Annotated in this window: 18 protein-coding genes; 7 read left to right on the forward strand and 11 right to left on the reverse strand. The window is 64.0% G+C overall.

Features of this window, described 5'->3' with window-relative positions:
* Positions 1 to 152 precede the first annotated feature (152 nt).
* Positions 153 to 698, forward strand: a complete 546-nt coding sequence (locus FHP89_RS06145) for a phasin family protein (RefSeq protein ID WP_144175267.1) — start codon at positions 153 to 155, stop codon at positions 696 to 698.
* Between the two features lie 73 nt (positions 699 to 771).
* Here the strand turns inward: FHP89_RS06145 and FHP89_RS06150 are convergent, their stop codons facing one another.
* A complete protein-coding gene (locus FHP89_RS06150) occupies positions 772 to 1,815 on the reverse strand; it encodes an ornithine cyclodeaminase (RefSeq protein ID WP_144175265.1) in 1,044 nt (347 codons plus the stop codon).
* A gap of 10 nt (positions 1,816 to 1,825) precedes the next feature.
* Positions 1,826 to 2,716 carry a dimethylarginine dimethylaminohydrolase family protein gene (locus FHP89_RS06155; protein ID WP_144175263.1) on the reverse strand — a complete coding sequence of 297 codons (891 nt, stop codon included), beginning with the start codon at positions 2,714 to 2,716 and terminating at the stop codon, positions 1,826 to 1,828.
* Between the two features lie 123 nt (positions 2,717 to 2,839).
* On the opposite strand from FHP89_RS06155, the gene FHP89_RS06160 reads away from it, so the two are divergent.
* The 3 genes from FHP89_RS06160 (at position 2,840) to FHP89_RS06170 (ending at position 4,670) form a co-directional block, all read left to right on the forward strand.
* Entirely contained in the window at positions 2,840 to 3,283 is a 444-nt protein-coding gene (locus FHP89_RS06160; protein WP_260851499.1) for an Lrp/AsnC family transcriptional regulator, read from the forward strand.
* Positions 3,284 to 3,343: 60 nt separating this feature from the next.
* Positions 3,344 to 3,742 (forward strand): DUF2721 domain-containing protein, encoded by a 399-nt coding sequence (locus FHP89_RS06165; protein WP_144175260.1) that lies wholly within the window; start codon positions 3,344 to 3,346, stop codon positions 3,740 to 3,742.
* 70 nt (positions 3,743 to 3,812) lie between these two features.
* Complete coding sequence (locus FHP89_RS06170; protein ID WP_144175258.1) at positions 3,813 to 4,670, forward strand: hypothetical protein; 858 nt, start codon at positions 3,813 to 3,815, stop codon at positions 4,668 to 4,670.
* A 7-nt stretch (positions 4,671 to 4,677) separates the two neighbouring features.
* On the opposite strand, the gene FHP89_RS06175 is transcribed toward FHP89_RS06170, so the two are convergent.
* The 3 genes from FHP89_RS06175 to FHP89_RS06185 are packed head-to-tail and all read right to left on the reverse strand — an operon-like array spanning position 4,678 to position 6,640.
* Positions 4,678 to 5,421, reverse strand: coding sequence for a toll/interleukin-1 receptor domain-containing protein (locus FHP89_RS06175; protein WP_186300225.1), 744 nt, complete (start codon positions 5,419 to 5,421; stop codon positions 4,678 to 4,680).
* A 60-nt stretch (positions 5,422 to 5,481) separates the two neighbouring features.
* Positions 5,482 to 6,234 carry a TSUP family transporter gene (locus FHP89_RS06180; RefSeq protein WP_222105325.1) on the reverse strand — a complete coding sequence of 251 codons (753 nt, stop codon included), beginning with the start codon at positions 6,232 to 6,234 and terminating at the stop codon, positions 5,482 to 5,484.
* Complete coding sequence (locus FHP89_RS06185; protein WP_144175253.1) at positions 6,227 to 6,640, reverse strand: carboxymuconolactone decarboxylase family protein; 414 nt, start codon at positions 6,638 to 6,640, stop codon at positions 6,227 to 6,229. The genes FHP89_RS06180 and FHP89_RS06185 overlap by 8 nt, the downstream gene beginning before the upstream one ends.
* Before the next feature lie 126 nt (positions 6,641 to 6,766).
* On the opposite strand from FHP89_RS06185, the gene FHP89_RS06195 reads away from it, so the two are divergent.
* Together FHP89_RS06195 and gorA are read left to right on the forward strand one after the other, a co-directional pair.
* The gene (locus tag FHP89_RS06195; protein ID WP_186300224.1) at positions 6,767 to 7,597 is read left to right on the forward strand and encodes a hypothetical protein; all 831 of its coding nucleotides are present in this window, start codon (positions 6,767 to 6,769) and stop codon (positions 7,595 to 7,597) included.
* Positions 7,598 to 7,669: 72 nt separating this feature from the next.
* Complete coding sequence (gene gorA / locus FHP89_RS06200) at positions 7,670 to 9,025, forward strand: glutathione-disulfide reductase (protein WP_144175247.1); 1,356 nt, start codon at positions 7,670 to 7,672, stop codon at positions 9,023 to 9,025.
* Positions 9,026 to 9,088: 63 nt separating this feature from the next.
* On the opposite strand, the gene FHP89_RS06205 is transcribed toward gorA, so the two are convergent.
* From FHP89_RS06205 to FHP89_RS06215, 3 genes are all read right to left on the reverse strand, one after another.
* Entirely contained in the window at positions 9,089 to 9,292 is a 204-nt protein-coding gene (locus tag FHP89_RS06205) for a dodecin family protein (RefSeq protein ID WP_144175246.1), read from the reverse strand.
* A 122-nt stretch (positions 9,293 to 9,414) separates the two neighbouring features.
* Positions 9,415 to 10,122, reverse strand: a complete 708-nt coding sequence (locus FHP89_RS06210; RefSeq protein ID WP_144175561.1) for an alanyl-tRNA editing protein — start codon at positions 10,120 to 10,122, stop codon at positions 9,415 to 9,417.
* Between the two features lie 18 nt (positions 10,123 to 10,140).
* Positions 10,141 to 11,016, reverse strand: coding sequence for an AEC family transporter (locus FHP89_RS06215; protein WP_144175244.1), 876 nt, complete (start codon positions 11,014 to 11,016; stop codon positions 10,141 to 10,143).
* 241 nt (positions 11,017 to 11,257) lie between these two features.
* Here FHP89_RS06215 and FHP89_RS06220 point away from each other — a divergent pair, with 241 nt between their 5' ends.
* Positions 11,258 to 12,067, forward strand: coding sequence for a PEPxxWA-CTERM sorting domain-containing protein (locus FHP89_RS06220; RefSeq protein ID WP_222105326.1), 810 nt, complete (start codon positions 11,258 to 11,260; stop codon positions 12,065 to 12,067).
* Positions 12,068 to 12,139: 72 nt separating this feature from the next.
* Here the strand turns inward: FHP89_RS06220 and hslU are convergent, their stop codons facing one another.
* From hslU to FHP89_RS06235, 3 genes are all read right to left on the reverse strand, one after another.
* Positions 12,140 to 13,474: an ATP-dependent protease ATPase subunit HslU gene (gene hslU / locus FHP89_RS06225; RefSeq protein ID WP_144175242.1), complete on the reverse strand. Its 1,335-nt coding sequence runs from the start codon at positions 13,472 to 13,474 to the stop codon at positions 12,140 to 12,142.
* Between the two features lie 26 nt (positions 13,475 to 13,500).
* The gene (hslV, locus tag FHP89_RS06230) at positions 13,501 to 14,037 is read right to left on the reverse strand and encodes an ATP-dependent protease subunit HslV (RefSeq protein WP_144175239.1); all 537 of its coding nucleotides are present in this window, start codon (positions 14,035 to 14,037) and stop codon (positions 13,501 to 13,503) included.
* A 90-nt stretch (positions 14,038 to 14,127) separates the two neighbouring features.
* Positions 14,128 to 15,195, reverse strand: coding sequence for an STAS domain-containing protein (locus FHP89_RS06235; RefSeq protein ID WP_260851500.1), 1,068 nt, complete (start codon positions 15,193 to 15,195; stop codon positions 14,128 to 14,130).
* Between the last annotated feature and the right edge of the window lie 248 nt (positions 15,196 to 15,443).

Here is a 15,443-nt window from a genome sequence, read left to right on the forward strand (position 1 = left end):
TACCGAAGGCGCGGAGCGGACAGGGAGTATGTTGCGCCGCAACAAATTGATCTTTACTTTCTTTTCTCGCCTGCTATTATTGAATTGTGCGCCGCACCATTTCCATGAAATCAGGCGCTTAGCAATCACCCAACCTGACAGGAGAGTTCATCATGATGACCAAAGACACCCTCATCGCTTCCCACGCCGACGCACTGGACACCTTGTCCGCACTCGTCGGGATCGGCTTCGACACCATCGAGCGCTCCGGCACGCTGAGCCTCGACTTCGGCCGCGCTGGGCTGGAAGACGGCTTCAAGCTGGCGTCCGATCTGGCGGCCGTTCGCGAGCCGAAAGCCCTGCTGGCGCTTGGCGCCAGTGCCGTCGCCCCGGCCCTGAGCCGCAGCGTGGGTTATCTGCGCACCAGCTATGCGATTGCCTCGGAAGCGGGCGAGTCCATCAACGCCGTGCTGGCACCGAAGTACGCCTCGATCAACAAGGACCTGGACAAGGCGATCGACGCACTGTCGGTCAGCACCCCGGTCGGCGGCGAGGTGATTGCCAAGGCGCTGAAGTCGGCCATGTCGGCAACAAACTCGGCCATTGAAGACGCGGCCAAGACCACGCGCAAAGTCGTCGAAATGACCGAGTCGAACATCAACAAGGCCACCGACGCAGCGGTCAAATCCGCCACCAAGGCCGCCAAGAAGGTCGCCTGATCTGACTGGCGTCAGCCACAAGAAAAATCCCCCGCCCGGCACATGCCAGGCGGGGGATTTTTCGTTTGATCGCTCAGATCACATCCGCCGTCATGGCGCCGACCGGCGCCACCAGCGAGAACAGATCACGCGGGTCGTCGAGCGCAGGCACCAGCGCCAGCGGGCGCCCCACACCATCGGGCACCGCCCGGGTATGCAAATAACGCAGCGCCGCAAAGTCTTCGAGCGCAAAACCGACCGAATCGAACACCGTCACCTCCCGGGCGTCGGCTCGCCCCGGCACCTTGCCGGCGAGCACCTGCCACAATTCGAGCACCGGAAAATCGGCGGGCATCTGCTGGATTTCGCCTTCGTCGCGCGTCTGCGCCTCCAGCTCCACCACCACGCGGGCGCGCTTGAGAATGGCCGGATCGAGCTCCGTCTTGCCCGGGCAGTCCCCGCCCACGGCGTTCAGATGCACGCCCGCCGGCACCATCGCATCCGTCAGAATCGTCGCCTGTCGCTTGTCAGCGGTCACGGTGGTGATGATGTCCGCCCCGGCCAGGGCCGCCGCGACGCTCGGCATCGCCTCGATCCGCAGGCCGGGCACCTGCGCCAGGTTGCGCTGCAAACGCGCGGTCGCGGCGGGGTCCACGTCATAGGCTTGAATGCGCTCAATGCCCAGCAAGGCATGAAACGCCAGCGACTGGAACTCGCTTTGCGCGCCATTGCCGATCAGCGCCATGCAGCGCGCATCGGGCCGGGCCATGGCCTGCGCAGCCAGCGCCGAGGTGGCCGCGGTGCGCAAGGCGGTGGTCAGCGTCATTTCGGACAGCAGCAGCGGATAGCCGGTGTCGACCTCCGCCAGCAGACCAAAAGCCATCACCGTCAGCTTGCCCTCGCTGGCGTTCTTGGGGTGACCGTTCACGTATTTGAAGCCGTACAGCACCCCATCGCAGGCCGGCATCAACTCGATCACGCCCACCGGCGAATGACTGGCCACCCGCGGCGCTTTCTCAAAAGCCTCCCAGCGCAGGTAATCCTGGCGGATCGCCTCCGCCATCTCGACCAGCACCGATGCCACGCCACGCCGGCGCAGCCAGCGCTGAAGATCGGGTACATCGATGAAATGCGTCATGATTTTCTCCTCAGGCGACCGCCACGACCGGGTCGGCATGGCGGGCCGCTGCGCGATGGCGGTCCAGGCGCAAGGTCATGCAGAACGCGCCGCCGCCGGACATCATGAAGGGCGACAGATCCACCTCCCGCAGCTGGTAGCCGCGCTCGGTGAGCACGCCGCGCAGCCGGTCGGTGGTGCGGCTCATCACCACCTGCCGCCCCACGCTGACCGCGTTCACACTGAAATGCGCCAGATCGTCTTCGGTGGCTTCGATAAGTTGCTCGGCCGGCACGCGCTCGCGCAGACGCGCCAGCGAATCGACCGACAAGGCCGGCGGGTAGTACAGAATCTCACCACCGGCGAGCGAGCAAAAACACACATCCAGGTGATACGAGCGCTCGGTGATCAACTCCAGCGGCACCACGGGCTGACCAAAATAGTCCGCCACCGCTTTGACCGAGGCCTGGTTCGAACGCTGCCCCCAGCCCACCCAGAACAGCCCGCGCTTGGCGTCCCACAGGCAGTCGCCGGCGCCTTCCTGGAAGACCCCCTCGGGCAGCGTCGCCACCTCGCTCAGCACACCGGCCACACGCAAGGCGGCAAAGGCGCGGGCAAACGGCGCCTCTTCGCCCTGGCGTTCGGCATGACGAAATCGGGCAAGCAGCAAGCGGCGATCGAGCACGATGCCCGCATTGGCGGGAAACACCATGTCGGGCAGGCCGGGCTCACCCTCGATGACGGTCAAGCGGCAACCGGCCGCTCGCAAGGCCTCCGAAAGCGCATTGAAACTGCGTCGCGCCTGCGCGGCAAAACCCGCGGTGTCCTGCAGCCAGCGTTCGGGCTGCATCCACGGGTTGATCGCATAGCTCACCGTGTAGTGCGTCGGAGCCACCAGCAGGATGTGCGCCTGTGCGTTCATGTCAAAGCCTCTCGTCAGCGACGCTGGCCCTTCCAGAGTCACTCCAAGCATGGATGGTCCACGCATCAACATAAAGACACGCAATTGATCATTGTCGCCAGCATTACTGCCATAATGTCAGCCATGTCTGACGTAATGCACGACATCGACGACACCGACCGCCAGCTCATCGCCTTGCTGCGCGACGATGCCCGTCTGCCGGTGGCGACCCTCGCACGCACGCTGCGGGTGGCGCGGGGCACGGTGCTCAATCGTCTGCGCAAACTCGAAACCAGCGGCGTGATTGCGGGCTACTCGGTGCGCCTCAAGCCGGCCGCCGAAGCGCATCGCATCCGCGCCTGGATGGGCATTGCGGTCGAAGGCAATACCACGGCCGCGGTCCTCAAAGCCTTGCGCGGCGAGCCGGCGGTGCAAACCCTGCACTCAACCAACGGCCGCTGGGACTTTGTCGCCGAGATCCGCGCCGACACGCTCGAAGCCTTTGACCGGGCGCTCGGCCGGGTGCGCAGCATCGACGGCATTGCCAACACCGAAACCAGCATCCTGCTGTCGACCCATAAGGTGTAGTTTGGTGATGGGTTATTGAAAGCCGCCTCCATCACCAATCACCAATCACCAATCACCAAAATGGACATCACCACCCCCGCCCTGCTGTTTCCCGCCATCTCGCTGTTGCTGCTGGCCTACACCAACCGCTTTCTCACGCTGGCGCAGGTGATCCGCCAGTTGGCCAGCGACGAAGGCGGCGACATGGCGCTGGCACGGGCGCAGATCCCCGGCCTCAAGCGACGCATCAGCCTGATCCGCTCCATGCAGACCTTCGCGGTCATCAGCTTCTTGCTCTGCGCACTGGCCATGCTGGCGATCTTTCTGGTGCACAGCACGCTCGGCCACTGGCTGTTTGGCCTGTCGATCATCACGCTGGCGGTGTCACTGGTGCTCTCGCTGGTTGAAGTGGTGATCTCCACCCAGGCGCTGTCCGTGGTAGTGGCCGATCTCGAACGCCGAATCGGCAAACACGGCTAAGTCCGACTCAGATCAAAGCCAGCCGGTGCAGCCGCAGGCATACTCCGCGACGAAAAATCCGGAGAATTCCATGCTGCGCACCCTGATTACGGCCACCGCGCTTGTCGCTGGCGGCCTCGTCGCCTTGCCCGCCCACGCCATCGACTGGCAGGACAACTCGCTCACCTACACCACCGGCAACCGCTTCACCGAGCCCGCCAATCGCTCGCCGGTGCGCAAGGACATCCTGGAGTTCGTGCATGTCAGCGGCTACAGCCACGGCATGAACCTGGCCAGCATCAAAATGCTGCGCTCCGACGACATTGACCCCGCCAAAGACAGCAAGCACGGCGCCACTGAGTTCTATATCGTTTATCGCCACCTGCTGTCGCTGGGCAAGGTCTTCGACCAGTCGCTGGCCGTCGGCCCGATCCGCGATGTGGCGCTCACCGCCGGTTTCGACTGGAACAGCAAGGACAACCGCTTTGCCCCACGCAAGCGCCTGCTGGTGCTCGGCCCGACGCTGCGCTTCAAGATTGCCCCGCCGGGTTTTCTGGATGTGTCGCTGCTGATGGCCAAGGAATGGAATCACTGCGGTCTGCCGCCGTGCAAGGCGCCGGGCAATGACGAAGACATCGGCTTCGACGCCTACCCCATGCTGCATGCCGCCTGGCGCGTGCCCTTTGCGCTGGGCGGCGTGCCGGTGCGCTTTGAGGGCTTCTTCGCGCACGCCTTTCGCACCGGCGAGGACTACACCGGCCGCAAGGTCGGCGAAGAATTCCTGATGCGCACGGCCCTGATGGCCGACGTCGGCGCGGCCGTGGGCAGCACGCCGAATCGCTTCTTCATGGGCATCGGCTACGAGATGTGGCGCAACAAATTCGGCAACCAGGATATGCCAGGCGTCGATACCAATACGCCGACACTGCAGGCCCGCTGGCACTTCTGAAAGCGGTTTAAAACAAGGCTTTGATCTGCTCCACGGTGGTGGCGATCACCCGGTCCATCATCCGGTTGACCTCATTGCCGCCGAGCGCGCGAACCAGGATATAGATCACCGCCAGGCTCACCGTCGCCCCAAACAGCTTGCCCAGCCGGCCAGCGGCCCAGCGCGCAAACCCGCCGTTGCCGCCATGCTCACCATTGGCTGCCGCCCGCGCCGCGTCATTCACACGCTCGCGCAGCACATCGAACAGATCCCGCTCGCCATAGCCGCTGCGCGATTTGAGCTGGCGCGTGAGTTCGGGCGACACGCGCGATAGCTGCATCGCCAGCGCATCGATGTCCTCCGACCAACGTTGATCCGACACACTGAAGGCTTGCCGCCCGGCCAGCGGCGCTAGGCTGTCGGGCAGCTGATCCGGCCAGGGCATGGCCGCGCCCCCCACCAGCACCGGCACAATCGGCACATCGCGCGCCAGCGCGCGCTCGATCTCCATCCGCACCCAATCGTCGGGCGAGTCGAGCCGCAGCCGGCCTTCCGCGTCACGCTGATCAATCCAGCCACGACCGATCACCACCAGCACCACTTCGGCGGCATTCAGGCGGTCTTCGAGATGGCGTGCAAAATCGCTGCCGGCGGGGATTTCGCGGTCACGGAAGACCTGCGCGTCGCCAAAACGCTCCGACAGATCGTCATCCAGCCGCCCGGCAAACCCCTGGCTGTCGTCCCGACGGTAGCTGATGAAGATGCTTGCCATAGCCGCAGCATAGCAACCTGAACCGCCAGGCCCAAGCCGCACGGTCAACATTCCAGCTGACTAGCGCAGCAGCAAACGTAGCGCAATCGCTGCCGTCGTGACCACAATCACCGGCCGCACCAGCGCGGCACCCCGCGTGATAACCAGATTCGAGCCGAGCCGGGCGCCGACTATCTGCGCTACGGCCATGCTCAGCGCCAGCGACCACACCACATGGCCGCCAGCGATGAAGATCACCAGCGAGCTCACATTGGCGACCAGCACCAGCGGCTTGGTGGAGGCGGTCGCCTTGCGCATGTTGAAACCGCGCAAGCCGGCAAACGCCGCGGCCGAGAACGAGCCCATGCCGGGACCGAACGCGCCACCGTAGATGCCGAGTCCGCCGCCGACGAGCGGGTCGAACACCGCCGACGACACCCTCGGCGGGGTGTCTTCATCGGCAATACGCGGCGACAGCGCGAAGTAGCCGGCGAGCACAATCAACACGTAGGGCAGCACTTGGTCGAGCACGGCGGCGTCGATCCGCTGCACCCATAACGTGCCGATCGCGGCACCGGTCAAGGCGTAGAGCAAGGCCCAGCGCAAGGGCCGCAATTGCAGATGGCCTTTGCGGAAAAAGTTGAGCGTGGATGACAAGGTGCCAAACACGCTCTGACACTTGTTGGTGGCCAGCGCCTGCACCGGCGGCACGCCGGCCCACAGCAGGCAGGGCAGCACGATCATGCCGCCAGCGCCGGCGATCGAGCTGATGAAGCCGGCAGCGAAGGCCGCCATCGTCAGCCCGACAAGCCCCACAAGTGACAGCTCAGGCACCCGGCGCCCCGGCGTCGAAGCAGGCGTCCACCGGCACCTGCAAGGCCGTGGCCAGGTGATTGGTCTTGGCGGCCAGCGCGACGATCTTCAACAGCTCGGCATACTGCCCCTCGCCCATGCCCTTGGCGCGCGCCGCGGCGGTGTGCGAATGCACGCAGTAGCCGCAGTTGTTGGCGATCGACACCGCGATGTAGAGCATTTCCTTGGTCAGCGGGTCGATTTCCGATGGGGTGGCCATCACCGCTTTCACCTCCGCCCAGGTCTGCTCCAGCAGGCCGGCGTCGAAGGCCAGGTAGCGCCACATGTTGTTGATGAACTCGGTCTGGCGAGTGGCGCGGATGTCATCAAACACCGCTTTCACGCGCGGGTTGGATTCCAGATCAGCGGCGGGGGCAAGCGTCGACATGGCAGTGTCTCGATGTGAGGAAAACGCAGAAGCGTAAACGATCGCAACACGCTTGGCATCGGGGCCGACAGCGCGCGCCCGGCCTGCTAGACTCCCGCCATACCTACTTGAACGAGTCCGCACGCCATGCATCCGCGCGCCCTGCCCCTCGCTTTGATTGCTCTGATCAGCCTGTCGCTCGTCGGCTGCGCCACGAGCCGTGTCGAAACCCGCCCCTCGCCACCGCTGCCGCCCGCCAGCGCGCCTGCCGCAAGCACGCCGGCGCCCGCACCGGCCCCGGCGGTCTCTGCCGCGGACGCCTCCGCCGCCGCTCCCGTGGGCACCACCGACGAAGACGAACTGAAGATCGACGCCAGCATTCCGGAGCTGATCGCCTTCCTTGAACAACAGCCCGCCGGCCCCGAGGCCACCATCGCGCAGCAACGCCTGCGCGAGCGTATCGGCGCGCGATTGATCCGCCAGGCCGGGGGTAAGGGCAACATTCGGCCCGCTAAAGACTTTCCGCTCGACGCCTTCGACACCGACGACCTGATTGCCGGCTTCGGTGACGTCGGCGTCGGATTCCGGCTGATTGGTCACATCAAAGGCCAGAAGGGCAGCAAATCGGGCTACACCTATATTGATAGCCCCGACGCCTGGCAGCGCCTTCACGCCGGGCACGTGGTGAGCCAGGCCAGCGCCTCAAGTTCGCGCCTGCTCTACGATATCCGCATGCTTCGCATCCGCCGCGAAGTGCGCAGCAGCATCGAGAACGGCACCAGCGCCACCTTCTACCGCGACGCGGCCTACACCACACAAACGGTGCTGCGCCTGGGGCTGACCCGCTATTACAAAAAGGGCAAGCCCAATGGCGAGCGCCGAACCATGGGCGGACTCGGCGCCGCCGTGGTCAAGCGCCACGGCCGCACCACCGTGTATGCCTTCGATCTGGCCGACCAGTCGCTGATTCCCCGCTAGCGCCACGCACGAAGCCCCGTTTTCCGACCGACTGCTACACTCCCCGGCAAAACCATCAGCACGGGGAATGCCATGTCCGACTACGATTTTGACCTCATCACCATCGGCGCAGGCTCGGGTGGCGTCGCCGCCAGCCGGCGCGCGGCCGTGCATGGCGCACGTGTCGCCATCTGCGAGGGCGACCGCGTCGGTGGCACCTGTGTGATTCGCGGCTGTGTGCCCAAAAAATTGCTGATGTACGCCTCGCAGTTTGCCGACGCCTTTGCCGACGCACCCGGTTTTGGCTGGGAGATCGTCCCGCCCAGCTTCGACCTCGCCGCGCTGACCGCCGCCAAAGACCGCGAAACGGCCCGCCTCGAAACCATCTACCGCAAGATGCTGGCCGACGCCAAGGTCACCCTGCTCGAAGGCCAGGCCCGCCTGGTTGATGCGCACACCGTCGACATCGGCGGGCGTCACGTCAGCGCCGGGCACATCCTCATCGCCACCGGCGGCACGCCCAGCGCACCGGCCATCGACGGCCTGGATCTGGCCATCAGCTCTAACGAACTGCTCGATCTCACCGAGTTGCCGCGCCGTCTGCTGGTGCTGGGCGCCGGCTACATCGCGGTCGAGTTCGCCGGCATCTTTGCCGGCTTTGGCAGCGAGGTGATCCAGGCTTACCGTGCCGACCTGCCGCTGCGCGGCTTCGATGACGATATCCGCACCCGCCTGGCCACCGCCATGAGCGAGCGCGGCGTTGCACTGCGACCCGGCTTCGCGCCGGTCAAGCTCGAACGCAGCGCCAACGGCATCCGCTGCACAGCGAAAAACGGCGAGGTGATCGAGGCTGACGTGGTGCTCTCCGCCCTCGGCCGCCGCCCCAACACCGACGGCCTCGGCCTGGCGGAGGTCGGCGTCGACGTCGATGCCAAGAGCGGGGCGATTCGGGTCAGCCCCGACTCACGCACCACGGTCGATTCCATCTACGCGGTCGGCGACGTCACCGACCGCGCCGCCCTCACGCCGGTCGCCATCGCCGAAGGCCGGGCGTTTGCCGACACGGTGTTTGCCAATACGCCGCGCGTGGTCGACCACCGGCTCATCGCCACGGCGGTGTTCAGCCAGCCATCCATCGGCACCATCGGCTTGTCGGAGCCCGACGCCATCGCCGCCGGCCATCAGGTCACGGTGTTCGAGGCCGATTTCCGGCCCATGAAGCACACCCTGGCCGGTCGCACCGAACGCGCCTACATGAAGGTGATCGTCGACGCTGGCAGCGACAAGGTGCTGGGCGCGCATCTGATCGGCGCGGACTCGGGCGAAATCATTCAGGCGCTGGCCATCGCCATCACCATGGGCGCGACCAAGGCCGACCTCGACCGCACACTGGCGGTGCACCCGACCAGCGCCGAAGAACTGGTGCTGCTGCGCACGCCGCGCGCCTGAGCACACCATAAAAAAAACGGCCGCGGCATGCCGCCGGCCGTTTTATATTGCTGAAGCGGACGATCAGTCGGCCAGCACAAAGGTGACTTTCATGGTCACGCGATAGGCTTTGATCTTGCCTTTTTCAATCACCAGCTTCTGGTCCTGAATCCAGGCGCCGCTGACGTTCTTCAATGTCTTGTTGGCGCGCGCGATGCCGCTGCTCATGGCATCGTCAAAACTCTTCTTCGACTCGGCGATCACTTCAGTAACACGTGCAACACTCATGCAAACCTCCTTGGGGATGGCAAAAACGTCGGGCCGATTCACGGCCCGGGCAATTCACTATCCCTGCTCGCCCGGCGAGTCACAAGGCGATGAGGTTAAACATGGTCACACGTACCGCCGCCTTACTCGGCAAAGGCGATGGTGACCCGTCGGTTGCGCTTGCCCTCGCTACGGATCTTCACCACCTTGAGCGCGCCGATTTCGGCCGTCTGTCGCACATGCGTGCCGCCACAAGGCTGCAAGTCCACGCCCGGAATTTCAATGGTGCGCACACTGCCCTGACCGCGCGGCGGCTGCACCGACATGGTCTTGACCAAGCCCGGATTGGCGTCGAGTTCGGCATCGGAGATCGCACCGCATTCGACGGCGGTATCCGCGGCCACCAAGGCATTGAGGCGCGACTCGATGTCTTCGGCGACGAGCTGATCCATATCGATATCAAAGTCGAGATGCGCCTTGTCTTCGCTCATCCGGCCGCCCGTGACTGGCGCCGCGACCACGGCGCACAGCAGATGCAAGGCCGTGTGAAAGCGCATCACCCGATGGCGCCGATCCCAGTCGATGCGGGCGGTGACATGCGTGCCGACGGCCGGCAGCTTCGCCGCCTCATCCACCAGGTGAACAATCGTGTCGTCCTCGCCCTTGACCGTGCCGAGCACGTCGATCACCGTTCCGCCGGCCTGAACCAGCGCGCCCGTGTCGCCCGGTTGGCCGCCGCCGGTGGGGTAAAACACACTGCGGTCGAGCACGATCCGGCCCAGCGCAGTCGACACCACCACGGCATCACACTCGCGGGCATACGCGTCATCACGAAACACCAGTTCGGTCATCAGCATCCTCTTGTTCGATCAAGGTAAGACAAAGGCCAGGGCGATCGGTAAAAACACCACCGCCGCCAGATTGCCGATCAGCACCATCGAGGCCACCTTTTCGGGCTCCTGATGATAGCGCTCGGCGAAGATATAGTTCAGCACGGCCGGCGGCAGCGCACCAAAGATCAGTATCAAGGCTTGCTGCTGCGGCGGAAAGTCGACAAGCATCAGCAAAAGACCCGCGATCGCCATGCCGATCAGCGGCCGCGCGATCGCCCCGAACACCCCAAGGCCAATCGATGTGATCCGCGAGTCGCTCAGGCGCACCCCAAGCGCGAACAACATCAGCGGGATCGAAATCTCACCGAGCATCCGGATCGACATCAACAGCGGCTCCCACACCACGACACCGCTCATCCCAACCGCCAGCCCGGCAAAGGTCGCCAGCACCGAGGGCACTTTCCAGATCGTCATCAGCCGGACTCTGTGGTCCAGCAACCAGGCGCCGAATGAAAAATGCAGCAGATTGGAGGCCATGAACATCACCACAAACGGCGCCAGCGCCTGCTCACCAAAGGCCAGCACCGCCAGCGGCAGGCCGAGGTTGCCCGAATTATTGAACATCACCGGCGGCACCAGTGTCTTGGGCGCAACCCCCACCGCACGCGCCAGCGCCCAGGCCGCGAGGCCGGACGCGACCACCATCACCACCGTCGCCAGCAGCAGCGGGATGTCGTTTTCCGGCCGAAACGGCTTGCTCGCCAAGGCCGCAAACACCAGCGCCGGCACGAACACATCCATGTTCAATTTGTTGGCGTGCGACAGATCCGGACGCGTTCGACGCCCCACCACGAAGCCGACTGCCACGATGGCAAACAGTGGGAACAGGATGGCGATGATGCGAAGGAGCATGAATTTTTGCCGAGGAACAGAAGCATCGATTCTAACCGGCGAACTGTGGCGCCAGACCGCCTACCTGCGCGACACGCCGGCCAAAGAGCGCACTCGCATCCGCGGCTGAGCCGTTCATGCTTGGCGCACAATCCGCAGGCGCCTCACAAAACCCTCAAGGGGTTGATAAATATTCCATAACGGATACCCATTTTCCATGTCAAAATCCCGATAGATATTCTCTTAATGACAGGACTTCGACATGTCTTCGACGCGCACTCTGACCCATTCGCTACTAGCCGGCGCACTACTCGCCAGTGTCAGCGCCTCGGCTCTCGCCATCACGCCCAGCTTTCAGTTCGTGATGGACCGGCTGGACAACCGCAGTAGCAACACCCTCGGTATCATCGAAGGCGTCGTCCATTACATTGGTGCGGGCGTAACCCCCAACAGCGGTTTTGGCACCCAAGTCAGCATCGAGCAAAACGGGATTGAGCTCCCGATGAACTGGTGGAGCTCGCACGTTTCGCCAAACGAGTATTACAGCATCCTGCCGACCAACATCGGTACCAGCGATCCGTGGACCATCATCGCCAACAACGCTGGTGACATCAGCATGGCCCTGACACGAGGCACCGCCGGTGCCCAGGTGCTGGATTTCGCTCAAAACGTGCAGTTCGACACTACGAGCAGCATGCTCAGCTGGGAACTCCCCTCCACCGGCCCGACCATTGAAGGTGTGCGCGTCTTAGTGTGGGACCGGACACTTGGCCTGTTGAACGATCCTGACGCGCCCGACCTCGCTGCGCTCAGCCCCTATATCCCGCCGATGACCAGCTACCAGCTATCGCCAACACTATTCGAGAACGGAAAAAGCGCCGCCGACTACACGGTCGAAGTTCGCCTTATGGATTTCCGCGATCCGCAACTCGGCATGAACGGCAGCAACATCCTGAACACTTCGCGCACCTTCTACGATCTCGCTGCCCCGGTCCCCGAACCCGAGACCTGGGCGATGATGCTCGTCGGCCTCGGTCTCATTGCACAGCTTGCGCGGCGCAAACCCCGCTGAATCGCGGCGGATTCAACCCAAAAAAGGCCTCGCGTTTTGCGAGGCCTTTTGTCTTTCTGGCAAACACGGTGACTACAGCACGTAGCGCGCCAAGTCCTCGCGCTCGGCCACGGCCTCCAGGCAGTCATCCACATAGGCGGCATTCACCACCAGATCGCCCACGCCGGGTTTGCCGGCGTTGAAGGAGATTTCCTCGAGCAGCTTTTCCATCACCGTGTACAAGCGCCGCGCGCCGATGTTTTCGGTTTTCTCGTTCACCTGGAAGGCGATCTCGGCGAGGCGGCGGATGCCCTCGGGCTGGAAGTCGATCTTCACGCCTTCGGTTTCGAGCAGTGCCTGATACTGACGGGTCAGGCAGGCGTCGGTGCTGGTGAGGATGCATTCGAAGTCATCCACGCCGAGCGAATCGAGCTCGACGCGAATCGGAAAACGGCCCTGCAACTCGGGGATCAGGTCGCTGGGTTTGGCCAGATGGAAGGCGCCGCTGGCGATGAACAGGATGTGATCGGTTTTGATCATGCCGTACTTGGTGCTCACCGTCGTGCCTTCGACCAGCGGCAGCAGATCGCGCTGAACGCCCTGGCGCGAGACGTCGGCGCCCTGCATTTCCGAGCGCGAGGCGACCTTGTCAAGTTCATCGAGGAAGACGATGCCGTTCTGCTCCACGGCGCGCACGGCCTCGGCCTTGACCTCTTCGTCGTTGATCAAGCGCGCGGCTTCTTCGTCGGCGAGCAGGCGCAGCGCTTCCTTGATCGGCAGCTTGCGGCTCTTTTTGCGCGCGCCTCCAAGGTTCTGGAACATGCCCTGCAATTGCTGGGTCATCTCTTCCATGCCCGGCGGGGCGAAGATTTCGGCGCTCATGGCCGACGCCGCCACTTCGACCTCGATTTCCTTCTCGTCGAGTTCGCCTTCGCGCAGCTTCTTGCGGAATTTCTGCCGTGTGCCGGAATCGGCCGTGGGCGCTTCGTCGGCATTGAAGCCGACCGCGCGGGCCGGCGGCAGCAGGATGTCGAGCACCCGGTCTTCGGCGGCGTCGGAGGCGCGGTCACGCACGGAGACCATGGCGCGCTCACGGCCGTCCTTGACCGCGATTTCGGCGAGGTCGCGGATGATGGTGTCGACATCGCGGCCGACATAACCCACTTCGGTGAACTTGGTCGCCTCGATCTTGATGAAGGGCGCGTTCGCCAGCCGGGCCAGCCGGCGGGCGATTTCGGTCTTGCCGACGCCGGTGGGGCCGATCATGAGAATGTTCTTGGGGGTGATTTCGCTGCGCAGCGGTTCGGCCACCTGGGCGCGACGCCAGCGGTTGCGCAGGGCGATGGCCACGGCGCGCTTGGCGCGCGCCTGGCCGACAATGTGCTTGTCCAGTTCGGAGACGATCTCCGGCGGGGTCATTTGCGTCATGGTCTGCTCGACTCGGGTGCCGGGGCTCAGCCCAGCACCTCGATGGTGTGATGTTGGTTGGTGTAGATGCACAGGTCGCCGGCAATGCTCAGCGATTTGCTGACGATCTCTTCGGGCGCCAGGTCGGTGTTTTCGAGCAGCGCCCGCGCAGCCGCCTGGGCATAGGCGCCACCGCTGCCGATCGCGACGATGCCTTGCTCGGGCTCGAGCACATCGCCGTTGCCGGTAATCACCAATGAGTTTTCTTCATCGGCCACCGCAAGCATGGCTTCGAGCCGGCGCAACATACGGTCGGTGCGCCAGTCCTTGGCCAGTTCCACCGCACTGCGCAGCAGGTTGCCGTGGTGCTTTTCGAGCTTGGATTCAAAGCGCTCAAAGAGGGTAAAGGCGTCCGCCGTGCCGCCGGCAAAGCCCGCGAGAATGCGGTCATGATGAATGCGGCGCACCTTGCGGGCGCTGCCTTTGATGACGATGTTGCCCAGCGTCACCTGACCATCGCCGCCAAGCGCGACGCGCCTGCCCCGTCGCACCGAGAGGATGGTGGTGCCGTGATACTGTTCCATGCCTGATCCGATTCGCCCGCCTGGGGGCGTGTTGAGTGCGCCACAGGCGCACGAGATCATCGCGCGCCCGCCATCCCGGTCATCTGGGGGCTAGTTGCGCAATTGCAAGCGGGCGACCTGATCGATCCCCATCACGCGCAGCAAGGCGGCCACCATCGCATTGACGTCCTTGAGGACGATCAGCTTGCCTTGCCCCTGAAGCTGCGCCAATACGTTGAACATGGCGCCGGCCGACACAAAATCGATGCGCCGCAGCCGCGCACAATCGACATCCACCCGCGAGCGCTCGGCGGCGAACGCAGCCAACTGACGCACCGGCTCGGCGTTAGTGCCCAGCACATCGCCTTCGAGCACGAAACCATCATCCATCTGCACCGCAGTCACCAGTTCAGCGGTGGTCGAGGCCATCTCGGAGACGGCTTTCGGCTCCCAGGACGGCGGCGACTCTTCGAAGGTGATGGCGTAGTCGAGCGCGACTTCTTCAAAGGTGTCAATGTCGTCAGTCTGTTGCAACATGTCGAGCAGCAGCAACCACATCTGTTGATTTTCTCGACGGCCCGCCAGCACCTGCCCACGCAACATATTGGCGACCGTGCTCGCGCCGGACAGACGGATAGTGACCGACGCCGCATTGAGGTCGGACATCAAGGTGCGCAACAGCGCACAGCCGGATTCATCCGCCGAGCGCAGACGCGACAAATCAATCTTCACCGCGCCGTTCTTTTTGGCGGCTTCGCGAACCCGCTCAAACTGCTTGGTCACCTGGTCGGTCAGCGCGGTGCCCAACGCGACCGCAGGCGCAGCGGTCTTGCCTGCCGCGACGGGCGTGTCGGCCCCATCCCAGGGCGGCGGAGATTTTTCAAAACTGCGGGCATAGGCGATGACCCGTTCGTCAAACTCGGCGCGCTTGCCTGTCAATTTGTAGAGATCAATCAACATCAGCCACACGGGCTCGCCTTGCCCCGGCGTCAGGCCGGTCACAAATTCGCTGAGCACCTGGGCGGCGAGGTCGTTCTGACCATTGGCATAGAGCACAGCAGCGTCTTCAGCCACACCGGCAAAGGCATCGCCGCCTTCTTGCACTTCGATCTTGCCGGCACACTCGGCCAGCGCGCGCGCGACGTCGCCGCCCGCCGAGCCGAAATCCAGCGTCGACAATTCTGAGCGCGGCCCCTTGCTGGCAGCCCCGGCAGATTTGTTCTTTTGTGAAGACCCTACCAAGATCCCTTCCTCCATCTCGGCGATTGCGTAAGCACAGTCCTCGACAACACGACGAACGCGTTATCGGACATCGGTCCATCGCCGCCTTCTCCATCGCGGCAGACCGGGCGCATCGCCTGGGCGCTGAACGCGCCAGACCCGCAGAATAACATCGCGACACCGCCATGCGACACGGCAACTTTTGG

The sequence above is a fragment of the Denitromonas ohlonensis genome, assembly GCF_007625205.1.
In the GTDB taxonomy this organism is placed as follows: domain Bacteria; phylum Pseudomonadota; class Gammaproteobacteria; order Burkholderiales; family Rhodocyclaceae; genus Nitrogeniibacter; species Nitrogeniibacter ohlonensis.